Source organism: Chryseobacterium sp. PTM-20240506, from assembly GCF_048296755.1.
In the GTDB taxonomy this organism is placed as follows: domain Bacteria; phylum Bacteroidota; class Bacteroidia; order Flavobacteriales; family Weeksellaceae; genus Chryseobacterium; species Chryseobacterium proteolyticum.
Window position 1 is genome coordinate 4,050,772 of the sequence record NZ_CP182581.1, and the last position, 20,837, is coordinate 4,071,608.

18 protein-coding genes and 3 tRNA genes are annotated in these 20,837 nt (G+C 35.9%); 17 read left to right on the plus strand and 4 right to left on the minus strand.

The genetic code is table 11. The annotated features are described in order from the left end of the window. The first annotated feature begins 8 nt into the window (after window positions 1-8). The gene (locus ACNFU2_RS18125; protein ID WP_172283865.1) at window positions 9-461 is read left to right on the plus strand and encodes an RNA-binding S4 domain-containing protein; all 453 of its coding nucleotides are present in this window, start codon (window positions 9-11) and stop codon (window positions 459-461) included. On the opposite strand, the gene ACNFU2_RS18130 is transcribed toward ACNFU2_RS18125, so the two are convergent. Continuing rightward, window positions 456-971 (minus strand): shikimate kinase, encoded by a 516-nt coding sequence (locus tag ACNFU2_RS18130; RefSeq protein ID WP_273650775.1) that lies wholly within the window; start codon window positions 969-971, stop codon window positions 456-458. The two genes, ACNFU2_RS18125 and ACNFU2_RS18130, sit on opposite strands and share 6 nt — an antisense overlap. Window positions 972-1,087: 116 nt before the next feature. On the opposite strand from ACNFU2_RS18130, the gene ACNFU2_RS18135 reads away from it, so the two are divergent. The 3 genes from ACNFU2_RS18135 to ACNFU2_RS18145 all read left to right on the plus strand — a co-directional run bounded on the left by ACNFU2_RS18135 (window position 1,088) and on the right by ACNFU2_RS18145 (window position 1,415). Continuing rightward, window positions 1,088-1,160: transfer RNA gene (locus ACNFU2_RS18135), tRNA-Lys, on the plus strand. 35 nt (window positions 1,161-1,195) lie between these two features. Next, a tRNA-Leu gene (locus ACNFU2_RS18140) sits at window positions 1,196-1,278 on the plus strand. A 64-nt stretch (window positions 1,279-1,342) separates the two neighbouring features. Next, a tRNA-Lys gene (locus tag ACNFU2_RS18145) sits at window positions 1,343-1,415 on the plus strand. A gap of 171 nt (window positions 1,416-1,586) precedes the next feature. On the opposite strand, the gene panC is transcribed toward ACNFU2_RS18145, so the two are convergent. Then, window positions 1,587-2,435 (minus strand): pantoate--beta-alanine ligase, encoded by an 849-nt coding sequence (gene panC / locus ACNFU2_RS18150; RefSeq protein WP_273650776.1) that lies wholly within the window; start codon window positions 2,433-2,435, stop codon window positions 1,587-1,589. A gap of 170 nt (window positions 2,436-2,605) precedes the next feature. Here panC and ACNFU2_RS18155 point away from each other — a divergent pair, with 170 nt between their 5' ends. The 9 genes from ACNFU2_RS18155 (at window position 2,606) to ACNFU2_RS18195 (ending at window position 13,155) form a co-directional block, all read left to right on the plus strand. Further along, on the plus strand, window positions 2,606-3,376 hold the full coding sequence (locus ACNFU2_RS18155) for a glycogen/starch synthase (protein WP_172283870.1): 771 nt from the start codon (window positions 2,606-2,608) through the stop codon (window positions 3,374-3,376). Window positions 3,377-3,387: 11 nt separating this feature from the next. Continuing rightward, a complete protein-coding gene (locus tag ACNFU2_RS18160; RefSeq protein WP_273650777.1) occupies window positions 3,388-4,992 on the plus strand; it encodes a DUF4270 family protein in 1,605 nt (534 codons plus the stop codon). A gap of 29 nt (window positions 4,993-5,021) precedes the next feature. Then, on the plus strand, window positions 5,022-6,875 hold the full coding sequence (glmS, locus tag ACNFU2_RS18165) for a glutamine--fructose-6-phosphate transaminase (isomerizing) (RefSeq protein ID WP_172283874.1): 1,854 nt from the start codon (window positions 5,022-5,024) through the stop codon (window positions 6,873-6,875). A gap of 107 nt (window positions 6,876-6,982) precedes the next feature. After that, window positions 6,983-8,401 (plus strand): gliding motility lipoprotein GldK, encoded by a 1,419-nt coding sequence (gldK, locus tag ACNFU2_RS18170; RefSeq protein WP_172283875.1) that lies wholly within the window; start codon window positions 6,983-6,985, stop codon window positions 8,399-8,401. Between the two features lie 61 nt (window positions 8,402-8,462). After that, window positions 8,463-9,158 carry a gliding motility protein GldL gene (gene gldL / locus ACNFU2_RS18175; protein ID WP_172283877.1) on the plus strand — a complete coding sequence of 232 codons (696 nt, stop codon included), beginning with the start codon at window positions 8,463-8,465 and terminating at the stop codon, window positions 9,156-9,158. A 49-nt stretch (window positions 9,159-9,207) separates the two neighbouring features. Next, on the plus strand, window positions 9,208-10,779 hold the full coding sequence (locus tag ACNFU2_RS18180) for a GldM family protein (RefSeq protein WP_418122580.1): 1,572 nt from the start codon (window positions 9,208-9,210) through the stop codon (window positions 10,777-10,779). Window positions 10,780-10,802: 23 nt separating this feature from the next. Next, on the plus strand, window positions 10,803-11,741 hold the full coding sequence (gene gldN, locus ACNFU2_RS18185) for a gliding motility protein GldN (protein ID WP_418122582.1): 939 nt from the start codon (window positions 10,803-10,805) through the stop codon (window positions 11,739-11,741). Between the two features lie 55 nt (window positions 11,742-11,796). Then, window positions 11,797-12,831, plus strand: a complete 1,035-nt coding sequence (locus tag ACNFU2_RS18190; protein WP_418122584.1) for an NAD(P)/FAD-dependent oxidoreductase — start codon at window positions 11,797-11,799, stop codon at window positions 12,829-12,831. Between the two features lie 66 nt (window positions 12,832-12,897). After that, window positions 12,898-13,155 carry a SemiSWEET transporter gene (locus ACNFU2_RS18195; RefSeq protein WP_172283885.1) on the plus strand — a complete coding sequence of 86 codons (258 nt, stop codon included), beginning with the start codon at window positions 12,898-12,900 and terminating at the stop codon, window positions 13,153-13,155. A gap of 47 nt (window positions 13,156-13,202) precedes the next feature. On the opposite strand, the gene ACNFU2_RS18200 is transcribed toward ACNFU2_RS18195, so the two are convergent. Together ACNFU2_RS18200 and ACNFU2_RS18205 are read right to left on the minus strand one after the other, a co-directional pair. Then, the gene (locus tag ACNFU2_RS18200) at window positions 13,203-13,637 is read right to left on the minus strand and encodes an META domain-containing protein (RefSeq protein WP_418122586.1); all 435 of its coding nucleotides are present in this window, start codon (window positions 13,635-13,637) and stop codon (window positions 13,203-13,205) included. Between the two features lie 45 nt (window positions 13,638-13,682). Continuing rightward, window positions 13,683-14,075, minus strand: coding sequence for a hypothetical protein (locus tag ACNFU2_RS18205; RefSeq protein ID WP_172283888.1), 393 nt, complete (start codon window positions 14,073-14,075; stop codon window positions 13,683-13,685). A gap of 377 nt (window positions 14,076-14,452) precedes the next feature. Here ACNFU2_RS18205 and ACNFU2_RS18210 point away from each other — a divergent pair, with 377 nt between their 5' ends. The 4 genes from ACNFU2_RS18210 (at window position 14,453) to ACNFU2_RS18225 (ending at window position 20,705) form a co-directional block, all read left to right on the plus strand. After that, window positions 14,453-14,836 (plus strand): hypothetical protein, encoded by a 384-nt coding sequence (locus ACNFU2_RS18210; protein ID WP_418122589.1) that lies wholly within the window; start codon window positions 14,453-14,455, stop codon window positions 14,834-14,836. 143 nt (window positions 14,837-14,979) lie between these two features. Beyond that, window positions 14,980-16,062, plus strand: coding sequence for an efflux RND transporter periplasmic adaptor subunit (locus ACNFU2_RS18215; RefSeq protein ID WP_172283892.1), 1,083 nt, complete (start codon window positions 14,980-14,982; stop codon window positions 16,060-16,062). Between the two features lie 22 nt (window positions 16,063-16,084). Beyond that, the gene (locus tag ACNFU2_RS18220; RefSeq protein WP_418122591.1) at window positions 16,085-19,276 is read left to right on the plus strand and encodes an efflux RND transporter permease subunit; all 3,192 of its coding nucleotides are present in this window, start codon (window positions 16,085-16,087) and stop codon (window positions 19,274-19,276) included. Continuing rightward, window positions 19,248-20,705, plus strand: coding sequence for a TolC family protein (locus ACNFU2_RS18225; protein WP_172283896.1), 1,458 nt, complete (start codon window positions 19,248-19,250; stop codon window positions 20,703-20,705). Before ACNFU2_RS18220 ends, ACNFU2_RS18225 begins: the two co-directional genes overlap by 29 nt. Window positions 20,706-20,837 lie beyond the last annotated feature (132 nt).

Sequence of the window (20,837 nt, forward strand, 5' to 3'; positions counted from 1 at the left end):
AAAAAATTATGAGAATAGATAAATTTTTATGGAGCATTCGTTTTTATAAAACGAGAACTGTTGCAACTGAGGAGATTAAGAAGAACAGAGTTTCCATTGGAGATACTGTTGTAAAGTCTTCAAAAGAGGTAAAAGAAGGTGATGTAATAAAAATCCGTAAAAATCAGATTGATTATAAGATTAAAGTAATCCAGATCCCTAAAAGTAGGATAGGAGCTAAACTGGTATCTCTTCATATCAAAGATGTAACAGACAAAGAGCAATACGAATTGCTTAAAATGCGTAAAATGACCCAGGACTATTACAGAAGCAGAGGAGAAGGCAGGCCTACTAAAAAGGACAGACGAGACATGGATGGATATGTGGAAAATGATATTGCATCAGATTTTACAGATTGGGACGACTTTTTTGGTGAAAGTGAAGACGATGGAATGGAAAATGAGGTTGAAGAGAAATCATAAATAGAGTTTCTCGATAATTTCATCAACGATGGCTTCAGGTTCTCTGGAGTCTGTAGTCACACTAATCATAGCCTTGCTATAGAATTGATTTCTTTCAAATAAATGCTTAGCAATAAACTCAGGAAGGTTTTCATCAGAAATATTAGCGATTAATGGTCTTTTTTCTTTCTGTTTTGAAAGCCTTTCTGCTAAAGTACTAACGGAAGCTCTCAAAAAAATGCTCTTAGAGTTGTTATTAATGATCTCCATATTATTGTAATAAACAGGAGTTCCACCGCCGAGGCTTAAAATAAGATTTTCTTCGGTAGCGAGTATTTCTTCCAAAGTTTCTCTTTCCAGCTTTCTAAAGTAGATTTCACCCTTTTTTTCGAAGATTTCCGGAATAGTTAATTTATTTCGTCTGGAAATCTCTTTATCGAGGTCAATTAATTTAAAATTTATTTTTTCGCTTAAAATTTTGGAAATGTGTGATTTGCCACAACCCATGTATCCGACTAGTGAAATTATCATGAAATATTTTTAAACAAATTTGCGAAAAAGTTTTGAGAAATTAAAAAAAGTTATATCTTTGCACCACTTAAAACAAGGGACATTACTTAAATGAAAGTTGTTTAAAATAAGTGGCCGACTCGGTAGCTCAGCTGGTAGAGCAATACACTTTTAATGTATGGGTCCTGGGTTCGAATCCCAGCCGGGTCACTAGCAAAAATATTACTAAATTTTGTAATTTTTTTGCCTGCGTGGTGAAATTGGTAGACACGCCATCTTGAGGGGGTGGTTTCCTAAGGATGTGCTGGTTCGAGTCCAGTCGCAGGCACTGCAAAGAAAAGTAAATTTTAAGTTGCATATTGATTTAAAATTTGTAAATTAGAATTACGACCGACTCGGTAGCTCAGCTGGTAGAGCAATACACTTTTAATGTATGGGTCCTGGGTTCGAATCCCAGCCGGGTCACAAGTTTACTGAAAAGTAAATTTTTTTCATATTAATATTTTGTGATTTGGTGTTCAAAGGCTTCCTTCAGGAGGCCTTTGATTTTTTGTATATGAGCAGGTGAACAAAAAAAACTTCGATTAAGGAATCAAAGTTTACATTTTTGTATTGCGAAATTATCAGGAGATTGTGTTAATCCAGATGCATATTGTCAATTAGTCTTACACCGTCTACAACAACAACTATAAAAGCTCTGTAGGATTTATCTTTATAAAAGAAGTCTGTTTCTTTTAATGAGTTTTCATCTGCGATCATAAAGTACTCAAGCTTCATACCGTGCTGATGATCGAAAATATCAACAACTCTTTCTTTAATTTCAGGAACGGTGATTACTCTGAACCAATCATTGACCTTTTTTAATGTTTCATAAATAATTTTTGAAACTTCCCTACGATCTTCATGCAGTCTTTGGTTTCTTGAACTTAAAGCGAGACCGTTATCTGCCCTGTAAATAGGAACTCCTGTAATTTTTATAGGAAGATGCTTTTTCTCAACCAATTTTTTAATAATAGCAAGTTGCTGGAAATCTTTTTCTCCAAAATAAGCATTGTCAGGTTGTATTTGCCTGAAAAGCTCTTCTACTACCGTTCCTACACCGTCAAAATGGCCAGGTCTGGATTTTCCTTCCATTTCATTTTCCAGGCCGTCAAAATCATAATGATGACTTTCAGCTTTTTCAGGGTAGATATCTGTAATTTCAGGAATATAAACGGCGTCAACTAATCCGGAATTTTCTAAAATAAGTATATCCCGGTTCACATCCCGTGGATATTTTGCAAGATCATCAGGGTTATTGAATTGAGTAGGATTAACAAAAATTGAAGAAATTACAAGATCATTTTCATTCCTTGCTACTTCATAAAGAGAAAGATGCCCATTGTGAAGAGCTCCCATTGTAGGTGCAAATCCTATTCTTTTTCCCATTTCTTTCTGTCTTTCAATGAAATCCTGAAGTGTTTTTTTATTTTTTAAGACTTCCATAATTAATTTTAATAGCAATTCAAAAATACTAAAATATCAGATAATAAACTGCGTTTTTGATAATTTGAAAAAGGTAATTTTCGTAAAAAAATGTTAATTAAAATAATGTTGGATGTTTTTTTGTAATTTTGCACATTAAAGCATTTTTACAAAAAATTAGATAGAAATTTATGCCGAATCAAAAAATACTGTACATTACTACAGAAATGTATCCATATCAGGAAGATACAAACATGGCTACTGTGGTAAACAAAATGGCGCTTAAAATGCACAATGAAGGCAATGATGTTAGAGTTTTTATGCCAAGATTTGGACAAATAAGTGAAAGGAAATTCCAACTCCATGAAGTTATCCGTCTCTCAGGAATGAACATTATCATTAATGACCTGGACCAACCTCTAATCATTAAAGTGGCATCTCTTCCGGGGGAAAGACTTCAGGTCTATTTTATAGATAATGAAGAATACTTCAAAAGAAAACAATATTACTATGAAGATGATGGTAGCCCTTTTGAAGATAATGACGAAAGAGCAATATTTTTTGCAAGAGGAGTAATTGAGACTATTAAAAAGCTGAACTGGGTTCCCGATATCATTCATTTGAATGGTTGGATGGCTTCTTTTGTTCCTATTTATCTTAAAACTTACTACAAATCCGATACGTATTTTAAAGACGCTAAGATTGTTCTTTCATTATATAATGAAAAAGACGCCCCTCTTAACGATAAAATCGGAGAAAAACTAGAATTCGATAATATTTCGGGACTAAAAGCGTTAGATAAGCCAAGCTTTCAAAGTTTTGTCATTGAAAGCATGAATTATGTAGACGGGGTTGTAAAAGGAGATGAATTCCTGGATGGAGACCTGGATAAGGCATTCAATGAAACATCTACAACCAAATCGGAGTATCTTGATGTAGATTCCATAAACAAACTTTATTAAAAAGACATTTAATGACTCGTACTATTAAAAGAACTTTTGCCATACTTTCTCTGGCAATTTTCGGCAGTGTGTTACTTTATAATTGTGAGCCGGATCCGGATTCTTTGGGAGAACAATTATTTTTAGATGGAGCAGCTCAGGGAAAGGAGACTTCCTACAATGTTATTGCTTTTAACATCCTTAATAATGATTCCATTAAAAGTGACGCTACCCAATTAGGATCAGCAGTTTTAGGTGCTTTTAAAGAAGACCAGTTTGGAATGCAAAAGGCGTCTTACATTACACAGCTTAGATTATCTACTTATAATCCTGATTTTGGGGCCAATGCAAAAGTAGATTCAGTGGTTCTTGTAATCAAACCGACCTATGCATCAGATTCACTTACAACAACAACGGATGAAAATTATGTGTATCCGGATGGAAATGTGGCTGCAAAAAAAGAGGTGAAAACATATCCTATTAACAAATACGGAAAAGCGAAAAAGACGTTCCACATTGATGTCAATGAAGTTACGGATTTCCTGGGAGCTGCGACCGATAGTGTAAAATCAAATGCTAATTTTGCTTATAATTCAACTGTACTTGGAACAAAAGAGTTTAAAGGGACGATTAACACCGTGACTATTACTAAAGATTCTGATAACAGTTCTTTGTTTTCAACAACTACACCTGCGATCAGGATTCCATTGGATAACGGTAAAACCTTATTCCAGGAAAAAATTATTGATAAGAAAGGTAAGCCGGAACTCGCTGATGCTTCCAACTTTATCAGACATTTTAAAGGACTTAGGATTTCCGTTCAGGAAAATGACGGATATTTATTCCAGTTTTCTCCTAATGACATAGAGTTGATCATGTATTATAAATATGATAAAACGGATAATGGAACAGTAACCAGACCTCAGGCAACTTATTCATTTGCTTTAGGAGCAGGGAATACACATGTTGGACAATATCAATATGACAGATCGAATTCTGCATTGGCGACTGCCATTAATTTGAATATGGTAGGAAATCGTGTGAATGGTGATAAAAAGCTGTATGCGCAAGGAATGGGAGGACCTTCTATCGGGGTGAAAATTCCGGATTCAGAAATCCAGAAATTAAAAACTCTATATCAGAATAATAAGGCTGCCATTATTAGTGCTAAAATCAGAATATATACAGATGCTTCTACATGGAATAATAGTTATGTAAAACCAAGTCTGTTTACTTTCTTGCAAAAGGATAGAAAAGAAAGCTCTATAACACCACCTTATATAACTACTACTGCATTTACTAGTGATGTATTGACTCTTGCGGGATCTCCAAATTACTCAATATATAAGGTCTTTGATTTAGATAAAAATCCCACTCCTGCTCATTACGACTTTATTGTTACAAAATCAGTAAAAGATTTAGTAGAAGGAAAACCAGGCGATTATGCATCAAACAATACTAATAAGTATTATAGAATCGATATTGGAGGTTTCTTGTCTAATTCTGATAACACGGGTCTTGCTGGGGCTAAATATACTTCAAGATCATACACAAGAGATAGAGCTGTTTTTGTCGGTTCTGCTGATTCTACTAATGATAAAAGAGTTCAGTTAATCGTTACTTACGGAACAAAATAAATTTAAACATACACCAAATAAAATAAATTATGTGCGGAATAGTTGGATATACAGGCTTTCAGGATGCCTATGATGTAGTTATTAATGGTCTTAGAAGACTAGAATACAGGGGATACGACAGTGCGGGAATTGTTTTGGAAAATGCAAACAATTCATTTGAAGTTGAAAAAACAAAAGGAAAGGTAGATGATCTTGTTAATATTTCAGCTCAATTAAAAGGTACTGCGAAAATTGGGATGGGACACACACGTTGGGCAACTCATGGGGTTCCAAGTGATAGAAACTCTCACCCGCATTTATCTAATAATAATAAAATTGCAATCATTCATAATGGAATCATTGAAAACTATGATACCATTAAAAAAATGCTTGCTGATAAAGGATTTACTTTCAAGTCTGAAACAGATACTGAAGTTTTAGTGAATCTTATCCAGTATTTTATGGATATAAATGTAGCAACAGATTTTCCAACTGCGGTAAGATATGCACTTAATGAGGTATACGGAGCTTATGCTATTACTGTAATGCACGAGGATTATCCTGGCGTTTTGGTAGTTGGAAGATTAGGTTCTCCTTTAGCAATTGGTATTGGAGATAAAGAATATTTTATTGCATCTGATGCCTCACCTTTTGTAGAGTTTACAAAAGAAGCAATCTATCTTGAAGAAGGACATATGGCTACAATCTCTTTGGAAGGAGGAGTGGATATCAGAACAATCAATGAAAACTCAAGAATAGAGCCGGAAATCCAGCAATTAAAATTAAGCCTTGAGCAGATCGAAAAAGGTGGATATGAACACTTCATGCTTAAAGAGATTTTTGAGCAACCGAAATCGATCCACGATACAATGAGAGGTAGATTACTTGTGGATGAAGGAATCATCAAGATGGCAGGAATCTGGGATCATGTTGAGAAATTCAAAAATGCCAACAGAATTATCATCATAGCTTGTGGTACTTCATGGCATGCAGGTTTAATTGGTGAATATCTTATAGAAGAATATGCAAGAATCCCTGTTGAAGTAGAATATGCATCAGAATTCAGATACAGAAACCCGATTATTACAGATAAAGATGTTGTAATTGCGATTTCCCAATCGGGAGAAACTGCCGATACAATGGCGGCTTTAAAACTGGCAAAAGAAAAAGGAGCGTTTATATATGGTATATGTAATGTAGTGGATTCATCTATTGCAAGAATTACGGATGCAGGTTCTTATACGCATGCAGGACCAGAGATCGGAGTAGCTTCTACAAAAGCATTTACTGCCCAGCTTACGATCCTTACACTTATTGCATTCAAGCTAGGAAAGCATAATGGCAACCTTGGAAATGCTGAATTCATGAGTCTCATTTCAGAGCTTGATGCAATTCCTAAGAAAATTGAAGAAGTTTTGAGTTCAACACATGAATTGACTCAGAGTATTGCTAAAGATTTCGTAGGGGTTCATAACTTCTTGTATTTAGGTAGAGGCTATAATTATCCAGCGGCTTTAGAGGGAGCTCTTAAATTGAAAGAAATCTCTTATATCCATGCAGAAGGGTATCCTGCAGCGGAGATGAAGCACGGACCTATTGCTTTGATCGATGAGAATATGCCAATCGTTATTATTGCGCCTAAAAAAGGACACTATGATAAGATCGTAAGTAATGTTCAGGAAATTAAAGCAAGAAAAGGAAAGGTGATTGCTGTTGTTAATAAAGGGGATCAGCAGGTAAGCGAAATGGCAGACTACGTTATCGAAATTCCTGAAACTTCAGAATGCTTCTCTCCAATAGTTGCATCTGTGCCTTTACAGCTGCTTGCTTACTATATTGCAGTATATAGAGGAGCCAATGTAGATCAGCCCAGAAACCTTGCTAAGTCGGTAACTGTAGAATAAAAATACTAGGAAATAAAATAAATTTAGATTTCTCGCGTTATTTCAAAAAAAATCTTAAAAGTTTCTTAAAAAAATTATATATTTACGGCTTAATTATAAAAATTAACATGAAAAGGATATTTCTTTTATTATTGTCTGCGTCGGTAGCGTCGGTATCTTGTTCAGGTGGTGGTAGCTCTTCTGTAGGGAAGCCAGGAACAAAAGGAGAGTTGATACCAAGAGAAAAAACTAAATCATTTGTTGCTGAAAGACCATACGGTATGGTTGCAATTCCTGCAGGATCTTTTATCGCAGGTTTAGCTGATCAGGATATCACTCATACTCCTGAGAAATCAGCACTGAAAACAGTAACTGTGTCCTCATTCTTTATGGATGAAGCAGAAACTACTAATGCAGAATACAGAGTATTCATTAATTACGTAAGAGACTCTATTGCCAGAACTCTACTTGCTGAAGCTGCCGGAGAAGGTGGTGAAGGTGGAGGAAGAGGTGCCAGCATCGGAGATTATGCATACCTTGCTAAGAAAGAAGAAAACCTAACTCCGTATCAGGAATATTTAGAAGGACAAGGAGGAAGAGAAGATGGAGGATATGATGCAAGTAAAAGACTGGATTGGAAAATTCCATTGCATTGGAATACTTCAAAATATCCTGATGTAGAATATGCGGAAGTTCTTGAGTCTTTATATTTACCAGCTTCTGCCAGAATTGGTAATGAAAGAATCCTTGATGTTAGTAAATTAAAATATAATTACCAGTGGGGAGATATGGATGCTGCTCTTGCTGACAATGAAAGAGGGGTAAACTACCTTAAAAGCAAAAGTATAGCAATCTATCCGGACACAACTGTTTGGGTAAAAGATTTCCACTTCGCCTATAACGAGCCATTATTTGAACAATATTTTTGGCATAAAGCTTATAAAGATTATCCTGTTGTTGGGGTAACCTGGGATCAGGCAAGAGCATATTGTAATTTCAGATCTAAATTGAAAACGGATTACAATGAAAGCTTAAAAAGAAAAAAACAGAGACCATTACAATTCCGTTTACCTACAGAGATCGAATGGGAATATGCTGCAAGAGGAGGTATGCAGAATGCTACTTATCCTTGGGGAGGTCCATATTTGATGGATGACAGAGGATGCTACCTGGCTAACTTTAAGCCTAAGCGTGGTAATTACATGGAAGACGATAAAAAAGGTACTTATACATATACAGCTCCAGTAAAGAAATTTAAGAAAAATGGATTTGGGTTATTTGATATGGCTGGAAACGTTTCTGAATGGACAGAATCTTCTTACAACAATTCTTCATACGGATTTTCTTCAACTCTAAACCCTTCTACTAAAGATAAATCAGATTCTAAGAAATCTGTAAGAGGAGGTTCTTGGAAAGATATAGGCGCAATGCTTATGACTGGTGCAAGAGATTGGGAAAGAAAAGATTCTGCAAGAAGTTATATTGGATTCAGAACTGTACAGGATATTCCTGAAGCTGCTGTTAAGCCAAGAAGGGTTAACAGATAATCAGATACATAATTATTTTTCAATACAATTTATTTTTAATCATTAAAAAAAACTAACTTATATGTTTAAGACTAAAGATGCTTGGATGAATTTCTTTTATTCATTCGGTGCTGCAATTGTAATCCTTGGAGCTTGGCTTAAGATTACTCACATTAACTTGGGACCAATCAGTGGTAACGTTGCTCTTACAGTAGGACTTATTACTGAAGCAATCATCTTCATTATTTTCGCTTTCGACCCTCCAAAATCAGAAGAGTCTTATGCCTGGGAAAATGTTTATCCTGAATTGTTAGATAAACATGCTAACCCGAACCCTTTACATTCTAATGTTTCTTCAAGAAATAATGCAGCTGCTCAATTTGCAGAATTAGAGAACTCTCTTTCTACAAAATTGGATAAAATGTTACAGGATGCTAAATTAGATGTTCAATTGTTTGAAAGATTAAGAACAGGAATTGATAAATTTTCAAATTCAGTGGATCAGATCAATCAGACGGTAGATGTTTCTGCTTCTACTCACAAATATAATGATCAGTTAAACATTGCCGCTCAGCACATGGAAAGCATGAACGCTTTATATGCGATGCAATTGGAGAATGGTAAAAGACAATCTGAATTTGCCAATAAATATGTGGCAGATATGCAGAAGTCTGCTGAGCATTCAGAAAAATTCAACCAGGAGTTACAAGGTTTAACATCAAACTTAAATAATTTAAACAGAGTTTATGGTGGTATGTTAACTGCTATGAAGTCTTAATTTCCAAACCATTTCTAAATTTAATTTTTAATCCAAACAAAGAAAAAGAATGGCACAAGGAAAACAGACTCCACGTCAGAAGATGATCAACCTAATGTATTTGGTGTTCATCGCTATGATGGCCCTAAATATTGATGCGGAAATCATCAGATCTTATTATGATTCGACTAAAGCTCTTAATGAAACAAGAACTTTAACAGAAAGAAAGAATGAGAAAATTTTTGAAAAAACTCTAGAATTAAAGGCACAGCAAGTGCCGGATACTTATGCTACTCCATGGGAACAGTATAAGGTTTTAAAAGCTAAAATTAATGCCTTAGTAGAAAGTGCTGAAACAATTAAAACTAAATTAAAAACTGAATCAGAATTCTCTGACAAAGTGGATGTAAGTGAGAATTTTGCAGCTCTTAATAATAACGAAGCAACTACGCATTATTTTTTTGCTGACGGAGATGAAAATAGCCCTTCTAAAGGAGCATTGGAATTGAAGTCCAAAATTGATGAAGTAAGAGAATATATTGTAGCAACTTTCGGAAAAAACAATCAGTTAAATGATTTGATTGAAAGAGCCAACAAGTCTCTAATTGCTGAATACCCTAAAGGAAAATCTCCAAACGAGAAAACATGGTTTCAGAATAAGTTTTATCATCAGCCTTTAATTGCAGCAATTTCTAACCTTGAAATTATACAGAATGATGCGAGAAACGTACAGTCTGATGCATTGGCTTTATTACTTCAAGAAAAAGTAGATGCTAGTATTAAATTCAGCAGCTATGAACCAATTGTTGCAGGACCTGTTGATATTCAGGCTGGAAAACAGGCTGAAGTAAAAGTAATGTTAGGTACTTATTCTAATAGCAATAAGATTAGCATTACGGGAGTAAATAAAGTTGAAAATGGAAAAGGAACAATTTCTATTTCAGGAAATGGTATTGGAGAGCATAAACTAAACGGTACTATTACCTTAACAGATGCTTCCGGTAAACCTCAAAGTTTCCCTTGGACGCATACATATAATGTAATTGCAGGACCAAGAGAAGTAAAACTTGAAAAAGGATTATTACTTTCTCCGGATAAGATGAATGTATTGTACAGAGGATTAGAAAACCCGGTATCCGGTTCTATTCTGGGTGCTGACAATTCTAAATTATCATTATCTGCTCCAGGTGCTGTAGTAAAAGGTAATGGTCCTGGAAAATGGAATATTATTCCTTCTACGGGCAATACTGTGAAATTAACATTATCTGGAACTGATCCTTATGGTAAAACGGTATCTCAGGTATTTGAATACAGAATTAAGAATGTTCCGGCTCCTCAAGGTCAGATGAGAGGTCAGACAGTATTGAATATTCCTGCTACTTCGATTCCAAATCAGATGGTACAGGCAGCAATACCAGATTTCGATTTCCCTGTTTCATTCACTGTTAATCAGTTTATGGTGAAGGTACCTGGTAGAGCAGCATTGCTGATCAAAGGTAATAGTCTTGAAGAAGCTGCCGGACTGGTTAAAAATGTAAGAGCTGGTGATGTAGTGTATGTTTTTGATATTAAAGCGACTGCTACAGGATTAGGAAATCAAACATTGAAGAATATTTCTCCTGTTGTAATCAATGTTCAGTAATTTTAATAAGTTAAAATAATATTATGAAAAAATATATAAGCGCTTTTTTAGTAGTAGTTTCGGGAGTTGCTTTTTCCCAGACTATTCTGAATGCTTCTTCTCCTGAAGAGTTCAGACAAATGAGAGCTGAAAACAAGCAGAAAGTTGGAGATACTATTGTTGATAAAACGGTAAAACCTTTGGAATACGGTTTTGTTGAGGACAAAGATATCTTAAAAAGTATGTTTGTTTGGGAGATTATTGACATGAATGATAAGATTAATCAGCCATTATACTATGATAATCCTGATGGTCTTCTTGCTACTCAAACAAGATCTTTATATCAATTATTGCTGGATGCTGCAATAACAGGTAAAATCCAGGAAGTTTATGATGATGAGAATTTTGTAACTAAATTATCTCCTGAAGGAATTCAGAAAAGATTGGAAAGTGTAAGAGTTTCTGACGCTGCTATTGATATCCTAAACTCTGGAAGACAGCTTACAGAACAGGAGAAAAAAGAGTATACCGATATTTTTAAAACGACGACTGATAAAGTTAAAGTATTAAAAATTATGGGTATGTGGTTTATCGATAGAAGAGATGGTCAGATGAAATACAGACCACTGGGTATTGCAGCAATGGGACCAGATCCTGCTGTACAAGGTAGAACAGGACCAGACGGACAGCCTTTGGCCGGAGCTAATGAGCTTATTGACCTGTTTTGGATTTATTACCCAAGTGCAAGAGAGATATTAGCGAATAACTTCGTGTATAATAGAAAAAACTCTTCTGCTGATCTTTCTTTCGATGATATCATCAATGCTAGAAGATTCTCTTCAATTATCTATAAATCTTCAAGTGGTTTAGGAGATGGTGTAATCAAAGATTATATTCCTAGAAATGCTGATGAGCAGATAGAAGAAAGCGACAGAATTAAAGCACAGATTCTTGACATGGAAAATGATATGTGGAATTATTAATATTTCACTTGATATTTATACAAAACCTGAGTATTTTTACTCAGGTTTTTTTATTATGAAAAATGTAGACTATATTATTGTAGGGGATGGATATGCCGGACTTTTTTTTGCCCATCAGTTAATACAGAATAATAAATCATTTATTATTTTTTCCGAGAAAAAGAAAAGTGCTTCACAGGTCTCTGCAGGAATCATTAATCCTGTGGTATTAAAGAAATTTACAACGTTCTGGTTAGCTCAGGAACAAATAAATACTCTGAAAAGAACCCTTTTAGAAATTGAATCATATACAGGGAGAAACTATTTGATTGATAAGCCTATTCATCGGGTTTTTCATGATGAGAATGAACAAAAGCTTTGGGTTAAGAAGTCTGATCATTTAGAATTACAAAACTTTTTGAATAAGGAGTTTCAAAGTTTAGAAGGAATTAATAATCCTTTTAGTACGGGAATCGTTAATCAATCTGCGAGATTGGATGTCAGTAACTTTTTTAACGATTTTTTCAATTATTTTGAGGACAAAGGAAATCTTATCAATGAGAAGTTTGATTATGATAGTTTAGATGTGTCTGGATCCGAATATAAAGGAATTCGTTTTAAGAATATTGTTTTTTGTGAAGGAATGGGGGTAATGAAAAACCCGTACTTTTCAGACATTGCTGTAATTCCAAACAAAGGGCATCATATTAGGGTCAAATTATCAGAAAAAATTTCAACTGTCGATATCATAAAGAAGAAACATTTTTTATTTCCCATTGATAATGGACTTTATTTTTATGGTGGCACATACGATCGTGAGCAATTGCAACACGAAATTGATGATTCTGCGGTAGACCAGCTGTTAAGAGGGTTATCTGAAGTATATCCTTACGATTTTAAGATACAGGAAGTTAATTTTGGTTTCAGGCCAACTGTGAAGGATAGGAGACCTATTATTGGGAGTCATAGTGAATATTCCAATATGTATGTTTTCAACGGATTGGGGGCGAGGGGAATATTAAACGGATGTTATTTTTCCGGAAGTTTGTATCAGCTTATAGAGAAAGGAATTCCTTTACCTGATGAAGTTGCCCTTAAAAGGTTTACATAATACGTGTATGTTTTTCGTTACCTAATTAAAAAATTAGTATATTCAGGATATGTGAATTCTATAAAAATGAATGAAAATATTCTTGGTATTGTGGCAGGTGTGCTCACTTCTGTATCGATGGTTCCTCAGCTGATAAAAGTTCTTAAAGAAAAGAATGTTGAAGATATTTCATGGATCATGCTTCTGGTTCTTATTTCCGGTTTGTCTTTATGGGTGTGGTATGGATTGCTGAAGGATGAACTTCCCATTATTTTATCCAATGCATTTGCTGTCGTGCTGAATGTGGTACTTTTAATCTGTTATATGATTTATAAAAAAAAATAAAAGGCACTTTCTCATGAAAGTGCCTTCTTATCTGTATACATTTCTATTTACTCTTGTAAGACAAATTTTGCCAAGGGTGCCATTTTAGCTTTATTAAGACTCAGGATTTTGCCACTTACAGAATAATTATCTGCTGCCAATAAAGCTTTGGTAAAACGTTGCTCTATTTCCAGATCATCACAAGCCATCATGGTAGAAATCCCCTGATTGAACTTGATACGCATAATGTCCTGTTTGATTTCAAAAGTACCTCCCAGGCCATTACATCCAGCGTTTCCTTCGTACCGCATGTCAGTCATATTCAATTTGAAATAAGGATTATTTTTCGGGTTTTTTAGCTGTATAGGCTGACCGTTAATTTCAATCAGTTTCCAAGTTTTTCCGGTAATATCATTACTGTTCTTATCGGCTGTTTTTGCAGTACAGCATATCGCCAGGATAAGTACAGAAAGTATTAAGACATAGTTGTGTAGTTTTTTCATGGGTATTGTTTTTAATTAAAGCATCTAATTTTTAGTTTGACAAAACTAATATGATGCCATTTTGCTGGCAGTGGCCCCTTTCTTTTCCTGTTTGTGGTGGAACAAGACCATGTCAACATTTCTTTTTAGAAAAGTTATATTTCCTCTGATATTAGAATACTGATACTCTGGATTGGATGCAGTATAATCTGGCAGATCTTTGTTCTTTTTAAGTTCGTAAGATTTACCATCAAGGTGAATAACAGCCGTATTATCTGTATTATTGATTGCGACTTCTATTTTATCTCCATAATTGTCTGTAAAAACTTCTTTGGTAATATCATCTGTTTCTACAGGTTGAGAGGCGATAACTTCGGGTTCTTCTTTGGCTGAGCTTTTACATGCTGCTACGGAAACTACAGCGAGAACAAGGATAATAATGTGAACTATTTTTTTCATAAGTATTTGTGATTAGGTGTTTCATTGGTTACTTGTTTGTGAACTGTAAAATTACAAAATATTTACGGTGTATTTGTTAATTTTTAATAAATTAATTAAATATTCATATCAATAGTATGGAATGCATCTTTGTTTCGGAAATGGTTATTTTTATTTTTTTTAACGATTGTTTCTGTTTTACGGAATTATTTGTATTGGCAATCTACACTGTATTTCCCATTAGAAATGATGAAAAAACCTGTTGTAATCCCAGGTATCTGGATGCCGGGAATCGAAAGAAAATAAATCAATTCTGATGATTGATATTTGTGAGTGAGTTAAATTTTGTTAATCTGTATAAAAATATTCAAATCTAAGCTTACCTTTGCCACTTCAAAATGAGAAACTATATTGTGTATTTTTTGACGAGTCTATTTCTGCTTTTCATAGTGGAAAGTAAAATCAATGTCAAAACATTACATAACCATCTACCTGTTTCTCATCATTTACCTAAAAAAGTCAATCGTTTAAATCAGACCTACGATAAATTATCGATCCAGCAAATGCCGGATGGTGTTGATAATTCCTCTTTAGAGCTTACAGAAGAAGATTTTCAATGGTCGGATAGTGTTCAGGATGCTATTCTTTTTGTGGGCGTTTTCGGTTTGGTGTATTTCTTCGGACTATTTAATTATAAAAAATTAAAAGCCCGTATTCAAGGATTTGTTTCCAATTATTCCTCTGTAAAAAAGTTTATTCTGATCCGATCTATCAGAATTTAAAATTCATTTTTCAATGTATGGTTCTGCTCTGATTACAGAGTGGAGCAGTATGCGTTGTGCTTGTTGGTAGTGGGCATAGCGTTCTCTCTCAATTACCATTTCTATTCTATTAAAACATTAACGATTTATATAATTTCAAAATTATGAAAAGAGCTGCCTCGGGCATTGCGCTAAGCACCCTCTTGTTATTTGTTGGCTGTCACAACAAAAAAGAAGAAAAAGAAGAAGTAACAACCTTTCCGGTTACGTCTCCGGTAAAAATGGATACTGTAATCAACAAAGAGTATGTTACGCAGATCCAATCTGTAAAAAATATCGAAGTCCGTGCACAGGAGAAAGGATTTCTTGAAAAGATCTACGTGGACGAAGGTCAGTTTGTTCACGCGGGACAGACTTTATTCCGTATTATGCCTCAATTGTATCAGGCTGAATTAATGAAATCCAAAGCTGAAGTGGAACAGGCCAATATTGAATTAAAAAATGCAAGTACATTAGCCAGTAATAATATTGTTTCAAAGAACGAACGAGCAATGGCAAAAGCTAAGCTTGATGCTGCTAATGCAGAAATGAGACTTGCCCAGATTCATTTATCATTCACCGATATAAAAGCTCCGTTCTCAGGTATTATTAACAGGATTCCATTGAAACTCGGAAGTCTTGTCGATGAAGGAGATCTGTTGACCAGTTTGTCTGATAATACCAATGTTTACACTTATTTTAATGTATCAGAACCCGAATATCTGAATTATCAGACTCATGCCGCAGATAGAGGAAGTAAAGAAGTAACTCTTATTATGGCTAATGGAGATGCACTTCCTCAAAAAGGAGAGATCCAGACTATAGAAGGGGAATTTGATAATGAAACGGGGAATATAGCCTTCCGGGCAAAGTTTCCCAATCCTGATAAACTTTTGAGAAATGGAGAAACAGGAAAGGTAAGAATGACCCTACCGCTCAGAAATGCTTTAATTATTCCACAAAAGGCTACTTATGAAATTCAGGATCAGAAATATGTGTTTGTCGTTGGAAAAAATGGCGTATTAAAATCCCGGAATATAAAAGTGGCTTATGAATTACCTGATCTATATGTTGTGGCTTCAGGCCTGGCAGCAGGAGAGCAATTTCTTTTAGAAGGTGTTCAGAAAGTGAAGGACGACCAAAAAGTAAAAGTGAAATTCCAGGATCCGCGGAAAGTAATTCAATCATTGAAATTAAAAGCAGAGTAGTGTACTCGTAAAATGAAGCTGTATGTTTAAGAAATTCATTCGCAGACCTGTTCTGTCCATCGTAATCTCATTGATTATTGTGTTTATGGGAGTTTTATCACTTGTTAAGCTGCCCATAACACAGTTCCCGTCCATTTCTCCGCCTAAAGTAAATATTACTGCGGAATATCCGGGAGCAAACAATGAACTGTTAATTAAATCTGTAGTTATTCCACTGGAAAGAGGACTCAATGGTGTTCCGGGGATGAAGTATATGACTTCTGACGCCGGAAACGACGGAGAAGCCTCCATCCAGGTTGTATTTGATTTGGGAACTGATCCGAACGTTGCAGCAGTAAACGTTCAGAACCGGGTATCTTCAGTGGTTAACAAACTTCCTCCATTGGTTGTCCGAGAGGGTGTGAAGATCACACGTGAAGAGCCTAACATGTTGATGTATATCAACCTGTATAGTGATGATCCCAAAGCTGACCAGAAGTTTCTGTTTAACTATGCGGACATCAATGTAATGTCTGAATTGAGAAGGGTAAGTGGCGTTGGTTTCGCTGATATCCTGGGAACCCGGGAATATGCGATGCGTGTCTGGCTAAAACCGGACAGATTAACGGCCTACAATATTTCAGCAGACGAAGTAATGGAAGCTTTGAATGAGCAGAGTTTAGAGGCTTCACCGGGGAAAACCGGAGAAAGTTCGGGAAAACGTTCTCAATCATTTGAATATATTCTAAAATATCCCGGTCGTTTTAATAGTGAAAAAGACTATGGAAATATTATCCTTAAGGCAAAGTCAGCCGGGGAGTTTGTAAGACTGAAAGATGTAGCCGATATTGAATTCGGAAGTTCAATGTATGATATTTATTCAACATTGAATGGTAAACCTTCTGCGGCAATAACAGTGAAGCAGTCTTACGGATCCAACGCAAGTGATGTTATTAAGAATGTAAAAAACCTGATGGCTGATCTTCAGAAAACTTCTTTCCCTAAAGGAATGCATTATGACATCAGTTATGACGTATCCAGGTTCCTGGATGCTTCGATTGAAAAAGTGGTTCATACCTTATTTGAAGCTTTTATCCTTGTGGCGATTGTGGTGTTTCTTTTCCTTGGTGATTGGCGTTCAACATTGATTCCGGCCCTAGCGGTTCCGGTGTCATTGGTAGGAACATTTGCCGTAATGTCTGCATTTGGGATCACATTGAATATGATTTCACTTTTTGCACTTGTAATGGCGATCGGTGTAGTTGTGGATGATGCCATTGTGGTTATTGAAGCCGTCCACGCCAAAATGGAAGAAAAAAATCTTTCACCATTAAAAGCAACGGAAGAGGCGATGCATGAGATCAGTGGAGCGATTATAGCAATCACTTTGGTAATGGCGTCTGTATTTATTCCTATTGCATTTATGTCAGGACCTGTAGGTGTTTTCTATCGTCAGTTCTCTATTACGATGGCTTCTGCAATTATACTTTCAGGGGTTGTGGCATTGACACTGACTCCGGCTTTATGTGCTTTAATTTTAAAGAATAATCACGGAAAGGCAAAAAGAAGAACTCCGATTACAATATTCCTGGATAAATTTAATGGGTTATTTACTAAAGGAGCCGGGAAATATGAAAAGTTACTGAATAAGACCGTAACGAAAAAGATGTTTACGCTTCCTTTGTTGTTAGCTTTTTGTTTATGTACATTCTTTTTAAGCAATTCACTTCCATCAGGGTTTATTCCTAGTGAAGACCAGGGGATGATCTATGCTATTATTCAGACTCCTCCGGGATCTACTTTGGAAAGAACAAATCAGATAGCAAAAGAACTTTTAAGAGAATCGGAAGATATTGATGGAGTACAGTCTGTTTCTTCCCTTGCTGGTTATGAAATTCTAACAGAAGGAACAGGATCTAACTCCGGAACCTGTCTTATCAACCTCAAAAGCTGGGAAGATCGTAAAGAATCTGCCGCAGAAATCATTGAGAAACTAGAAGAAAAAGCCAAAAATATTCCGGGTGCCAATATTGAGTTTTTTCAACCGCCTTCTATTCCGGGATATGGTGCTGCCGGAGGTTTTGAGCTTCGTCTCTTAGATAAAGCGGGTAGCGGGGATTACCATAAAATGGAGCAAGTAAGTAATGACTTCGTTAAAGAGCTAAAAAAACGTCCTGAACTTGGATCAGCGTTTACCTTTTATTCAGCAAGTTTTCCGCAATATATGTTGAGAGTTGATAATGACCTGGCGGAGCAAAAAGGAGTAACTATTGCCAATGCAATGGATAATTTATCAACATTGATCGGTTCGAACTATGAAACCAGTTTTATTCGTTTTGACAGACCTTATAAGGTAATCGTTCAGGCAGGCCCGCAATATCGTGCATTACCAACTGATTTATTGAAGCTATATGTTAAAAACGATAAGGAGCAAATGGTTCCATATTCAGATTTCATGAGGCTTGAAAAAGTATATGGATTATCTGAGATTACAAGACATAATATGTATAATTCCTCAGAGGTAAGTGGAACCCCAGCACCGGGATACAGTAGTGGACAGGCGATCAAAGCCATTCAGGAGGTTGCAGATAAAACTCTACCGAGAGGATTTGGAATCGACTGGGCTGGTATTTCCAAAGATGAAGTAAGCCGTGGAAATGAAGCCATATTTATTTTCCTTGTATGTCTTGGATTTGTATATCTTATTCTTTCTGCACAATATGAAAGTTTCATTCTTCCTTTGCCAGTAATTCTTTCTCTTCCTACAGGGATATTTGGAGCATTTTTATGCCTGAAACTTTTAGGGTTGGAAAATAACATCTATGCTCAGGTGGCGATGGTAATGCTTATTGGTCTCTTAGGAAAAAATGCCGTATTGATTGTTGAATTTGCCGTACAGAAAAAGGCAGAAGAAGGAATTTCTGTAGTGAAAGCTACTATCGAGGGAGCAACAATCCGTTTCCGTCCTATTCTGATGACCTCATTTGCGTTTATTGCCGGATTGATTCCGTTGGTAATGGCAACGGGACCGGGAGCAGTCGGAAACAGAACAATCGGAACTGCAGCAGCAGGAGGAATGCTGATAGGGACCATTTTTGGATTAATGATCATTCCTGGATTATACTATATTTTCGGAACGATTGCTGAAAAGTCCAGGCTGGCAAGATATGAGGAAGAAAATCCTTTAACAGAACAAACTGAACCTTATGAACATGATGGAAAATTTGAAGACTAAATCAATACTTACAGCCATAGCATTATCCCTTGTTTTATCAAGTTGTAAAGCACCTATGGCAACTGTTATAAAAGACGAGGTAAAAGAAAATGTACCTCAGAACTTTGGAGAAAATGATCAGCAGGATGCTAATACCAACAGTGGAACAACTCCATGGAGGCAGTTTTTTACTGACCCAAATCTTGTAGTGCTGATTGAAACCGCCCTGAAAAATAATCAGGAGCTGATGATTACCTTACAGGAAATTGAAATCGCAAAAAGCGGAGTTCTTTACAAGAAGGGTAAATTGAGTCCTACAGTAGAGGCAAAACTGGGAGCGGGGTTGAAAAAATCCGGACGTTATACCAGTGAAGGAGCAGGAGATGCAACTACGGAGATTGAACCCGGAAGAGAAATGCCTGATCCACTGGGTAATTTTGAAGGAGGGTTAATGGCAAACTGGGAGATTGATATCTGGAAAAAACTTAGAACAGAAAAAGAATCTGCTGTAGCCCATTATCTGTCTACAGTAGAAGGAAAGAATTTTGTTCTTTCCAGCCTTATTGAAGAAGTGGCGGACAATTATTATGAATTGCTTTCACTAGACAACCAGTTGGATATTATTCAGCAGTACATCAAGCTACAGGATAAGGCGTTGGAGATTTCTAAAATCCAGAAGGAGGCTGCTGCGGCAACAGAACTGGCCGTAAAGAAATTTGAGGCAGAATTAGCGAAGTCTAAGGCAACGGAATATACAATCCGTCAGCAGATCACTGAAAAGGAAAATGAGATTAATGCTCTTTTAGGAAGATTTCCACAGCCGATTGTAAGAACTAAGGAAAGCTTTATGTCTACAATTCCTCAGACCGTTTACACCGGTATTCCATCGCAATTATTAGCCAATCGCCCAGATATCAAACAGGCTGAATTGGAATTAAAATCTGCAAAACTGGATGTGGAAGCTGCGCGAAAAGAATTTTATCCTTCCCTTGAGATCTCTGCAGCGCTTGGACTGGAAGCTTTCAAACCTTCTTATCTGGTAAAAATGCCCGAGTCTATCGCTTATAATCTGGTAGGAGAAGTAGCAGGACCTCTGATTAATAAAACGGCGATTAAGGCTAATTTCCAGACTGCTGATGCAAAACAGATACAAGCATTGTATGAATATGATAAAACAATTCTCAATGCATATCTGGATGTTGCTAATCTGATGTCGAAAGTTAAGAATATTGATCAGTATTATAAGCTGAAGTCTGAGGAAACCCACGCATTAGATCAATCTATTGATATTGCCAATCAATTGTTCAGAAATTCAAGAGCAGACTATCTTGAAGTATTATTAAATCAAAGAGATGCTTTAGATGCCAAAATGGAATTGGTAGAAGCAAAAGAAAAACAGCTGAGTACAGTTGTTGATATTTATAAGAGCTTAGGCGGAGGCTGGAAGTGATTATAAATCTTTAATGTTTTTTTAATAGAAGGGGGCTGTCGTTAGACAGCCTCTTTTTTGTTTAAAATATCAATTAAATTTCCATTAAAAAAGGGCCCTGTAATATGCCGGGCCCTTTGGAATTTACCTGCA

Bases quoted from the DNA above. Each gene is read 5' to 3' on its own strand.
- ACNFU2_RS18125 (WP_172283865.1), top strand. From the start codon at position 9: ATGAGAATAGATAAATTTTTATGGAGCATTCGTTTTTATAAAACGAGA.
- ACNFU2_RS18130 (WP_273650775.1), bottom strand. From the start codon at position 971: ATGATAATTTCACTAGTCGGATACATGGGTTGTGGCAAATCACACATT.
- panC (WP_273650776.1), bottom strand. From the start codon at position 2,435: ATGGAAGTCTTAAAAAATAAAAAAACACTTCAGGATTTCATTGAAAGA.
- ACNFU2_RS18155 (WP_172283870.1), top strand. From the start codon at position 2,606: ATGCCGAATCAAAAAATACTGTACATTACTACAGAAATGTATCCATAT.
- ACNFU2_RS18160 (WP_273650777.1), top strand. From the start codon at position 3,388: ATGACTCGTACTATTAAAAGAACTTTTGCCATACTTTCTCTGGCAATT.
- glmS (WP_172283874.1), top strand. From the start codon at position 5,022: ATGTGCGGAATAGTTGGATATACAGGCTTTCAGGATGCCTATGATGTA.
- gldK (WP_172283875.1), top strand. From the start codon at position 6,983: ATGAAAAGGATATTTCTTTTATTATTGTCTGCGTCGGTAGCGTCGGTA.
- gldL (WP_172283877.1), top strand. From the start codon at position 8,463: ATGTTTAAGACTAAAGATGCTTGGATGAATTTCTTTTATTCATTCGGT.
- ACNFU2_RS18180 (WP_418122580.1), top strand. From the start codon at position 9,208: ATGGCACAAGGAAAACAGACTCCACGTCAGAAGATGATCAACCTAATG.
- gldN (WP_418122582.1), top strand. From the start codon at position 10,803: ATGAAAAAATATATAAGCGCTTTTTTAGTAGTAGTTTCGGGAGTTGCT.
- ACNFU2_RS18190 (WP_418122584.1), top strand. From the start codon at position 11,797: ATGAAAAATGTAGACTATATTATTGTAGGGGATGGATATGCCGGACTT.
- ACNFU2_RS18195 (WP_172283885.1), top strand. From the start codon at position 12,898: ATGAATGAAAATATTCTTGGTATTGTGGCAGGTGTGCTCACTTCTGTA.
- ACNFU2_RS18200 (WP_418122586.1), bottom strand. From the start codon at position 13,637: ATGAAAAAACTACACAACTATGTCTTAATACTTTCTGTACTTATCCTG.
- ACNFU2_RS18205 (WP_172283888.1), bottom strand. From the start codon at position 14,075: ATGAAAAAAATAGTTCACATTATTATCCTTGTTCTCGCTGTAGTTTCC.
- ACNFU2_RS18210 (WP_418122589.1), top strand. From the start codon at position 14,453: ATGAGAAACTATATTGTGTATTTTTTGACGAGTCTATTTCTGCTTTTC.
- ACNFU2_RS18215 (WP_172283892.1), top strand. From the start codon at position 14,980: ATGAAAAGAGCTGCCTCGGGCATTGCGCTAAGCACCCTCTTGTTATTT.
- ACNFU2_RS18220 (WP_418122591.1), top strand. From the start codon at position 16,085: ATGTTTAAGAAATTCATTCGCAGACCTGTTCTGTCCATCGTAATCTCA.
- ACNFU2_RS18225 (WP_172283896.1), top strand. From the start codon at position 19,248: ATGAACATGATGGAAAATTTGAAGACTAAATCAATACTTACAGCCATA.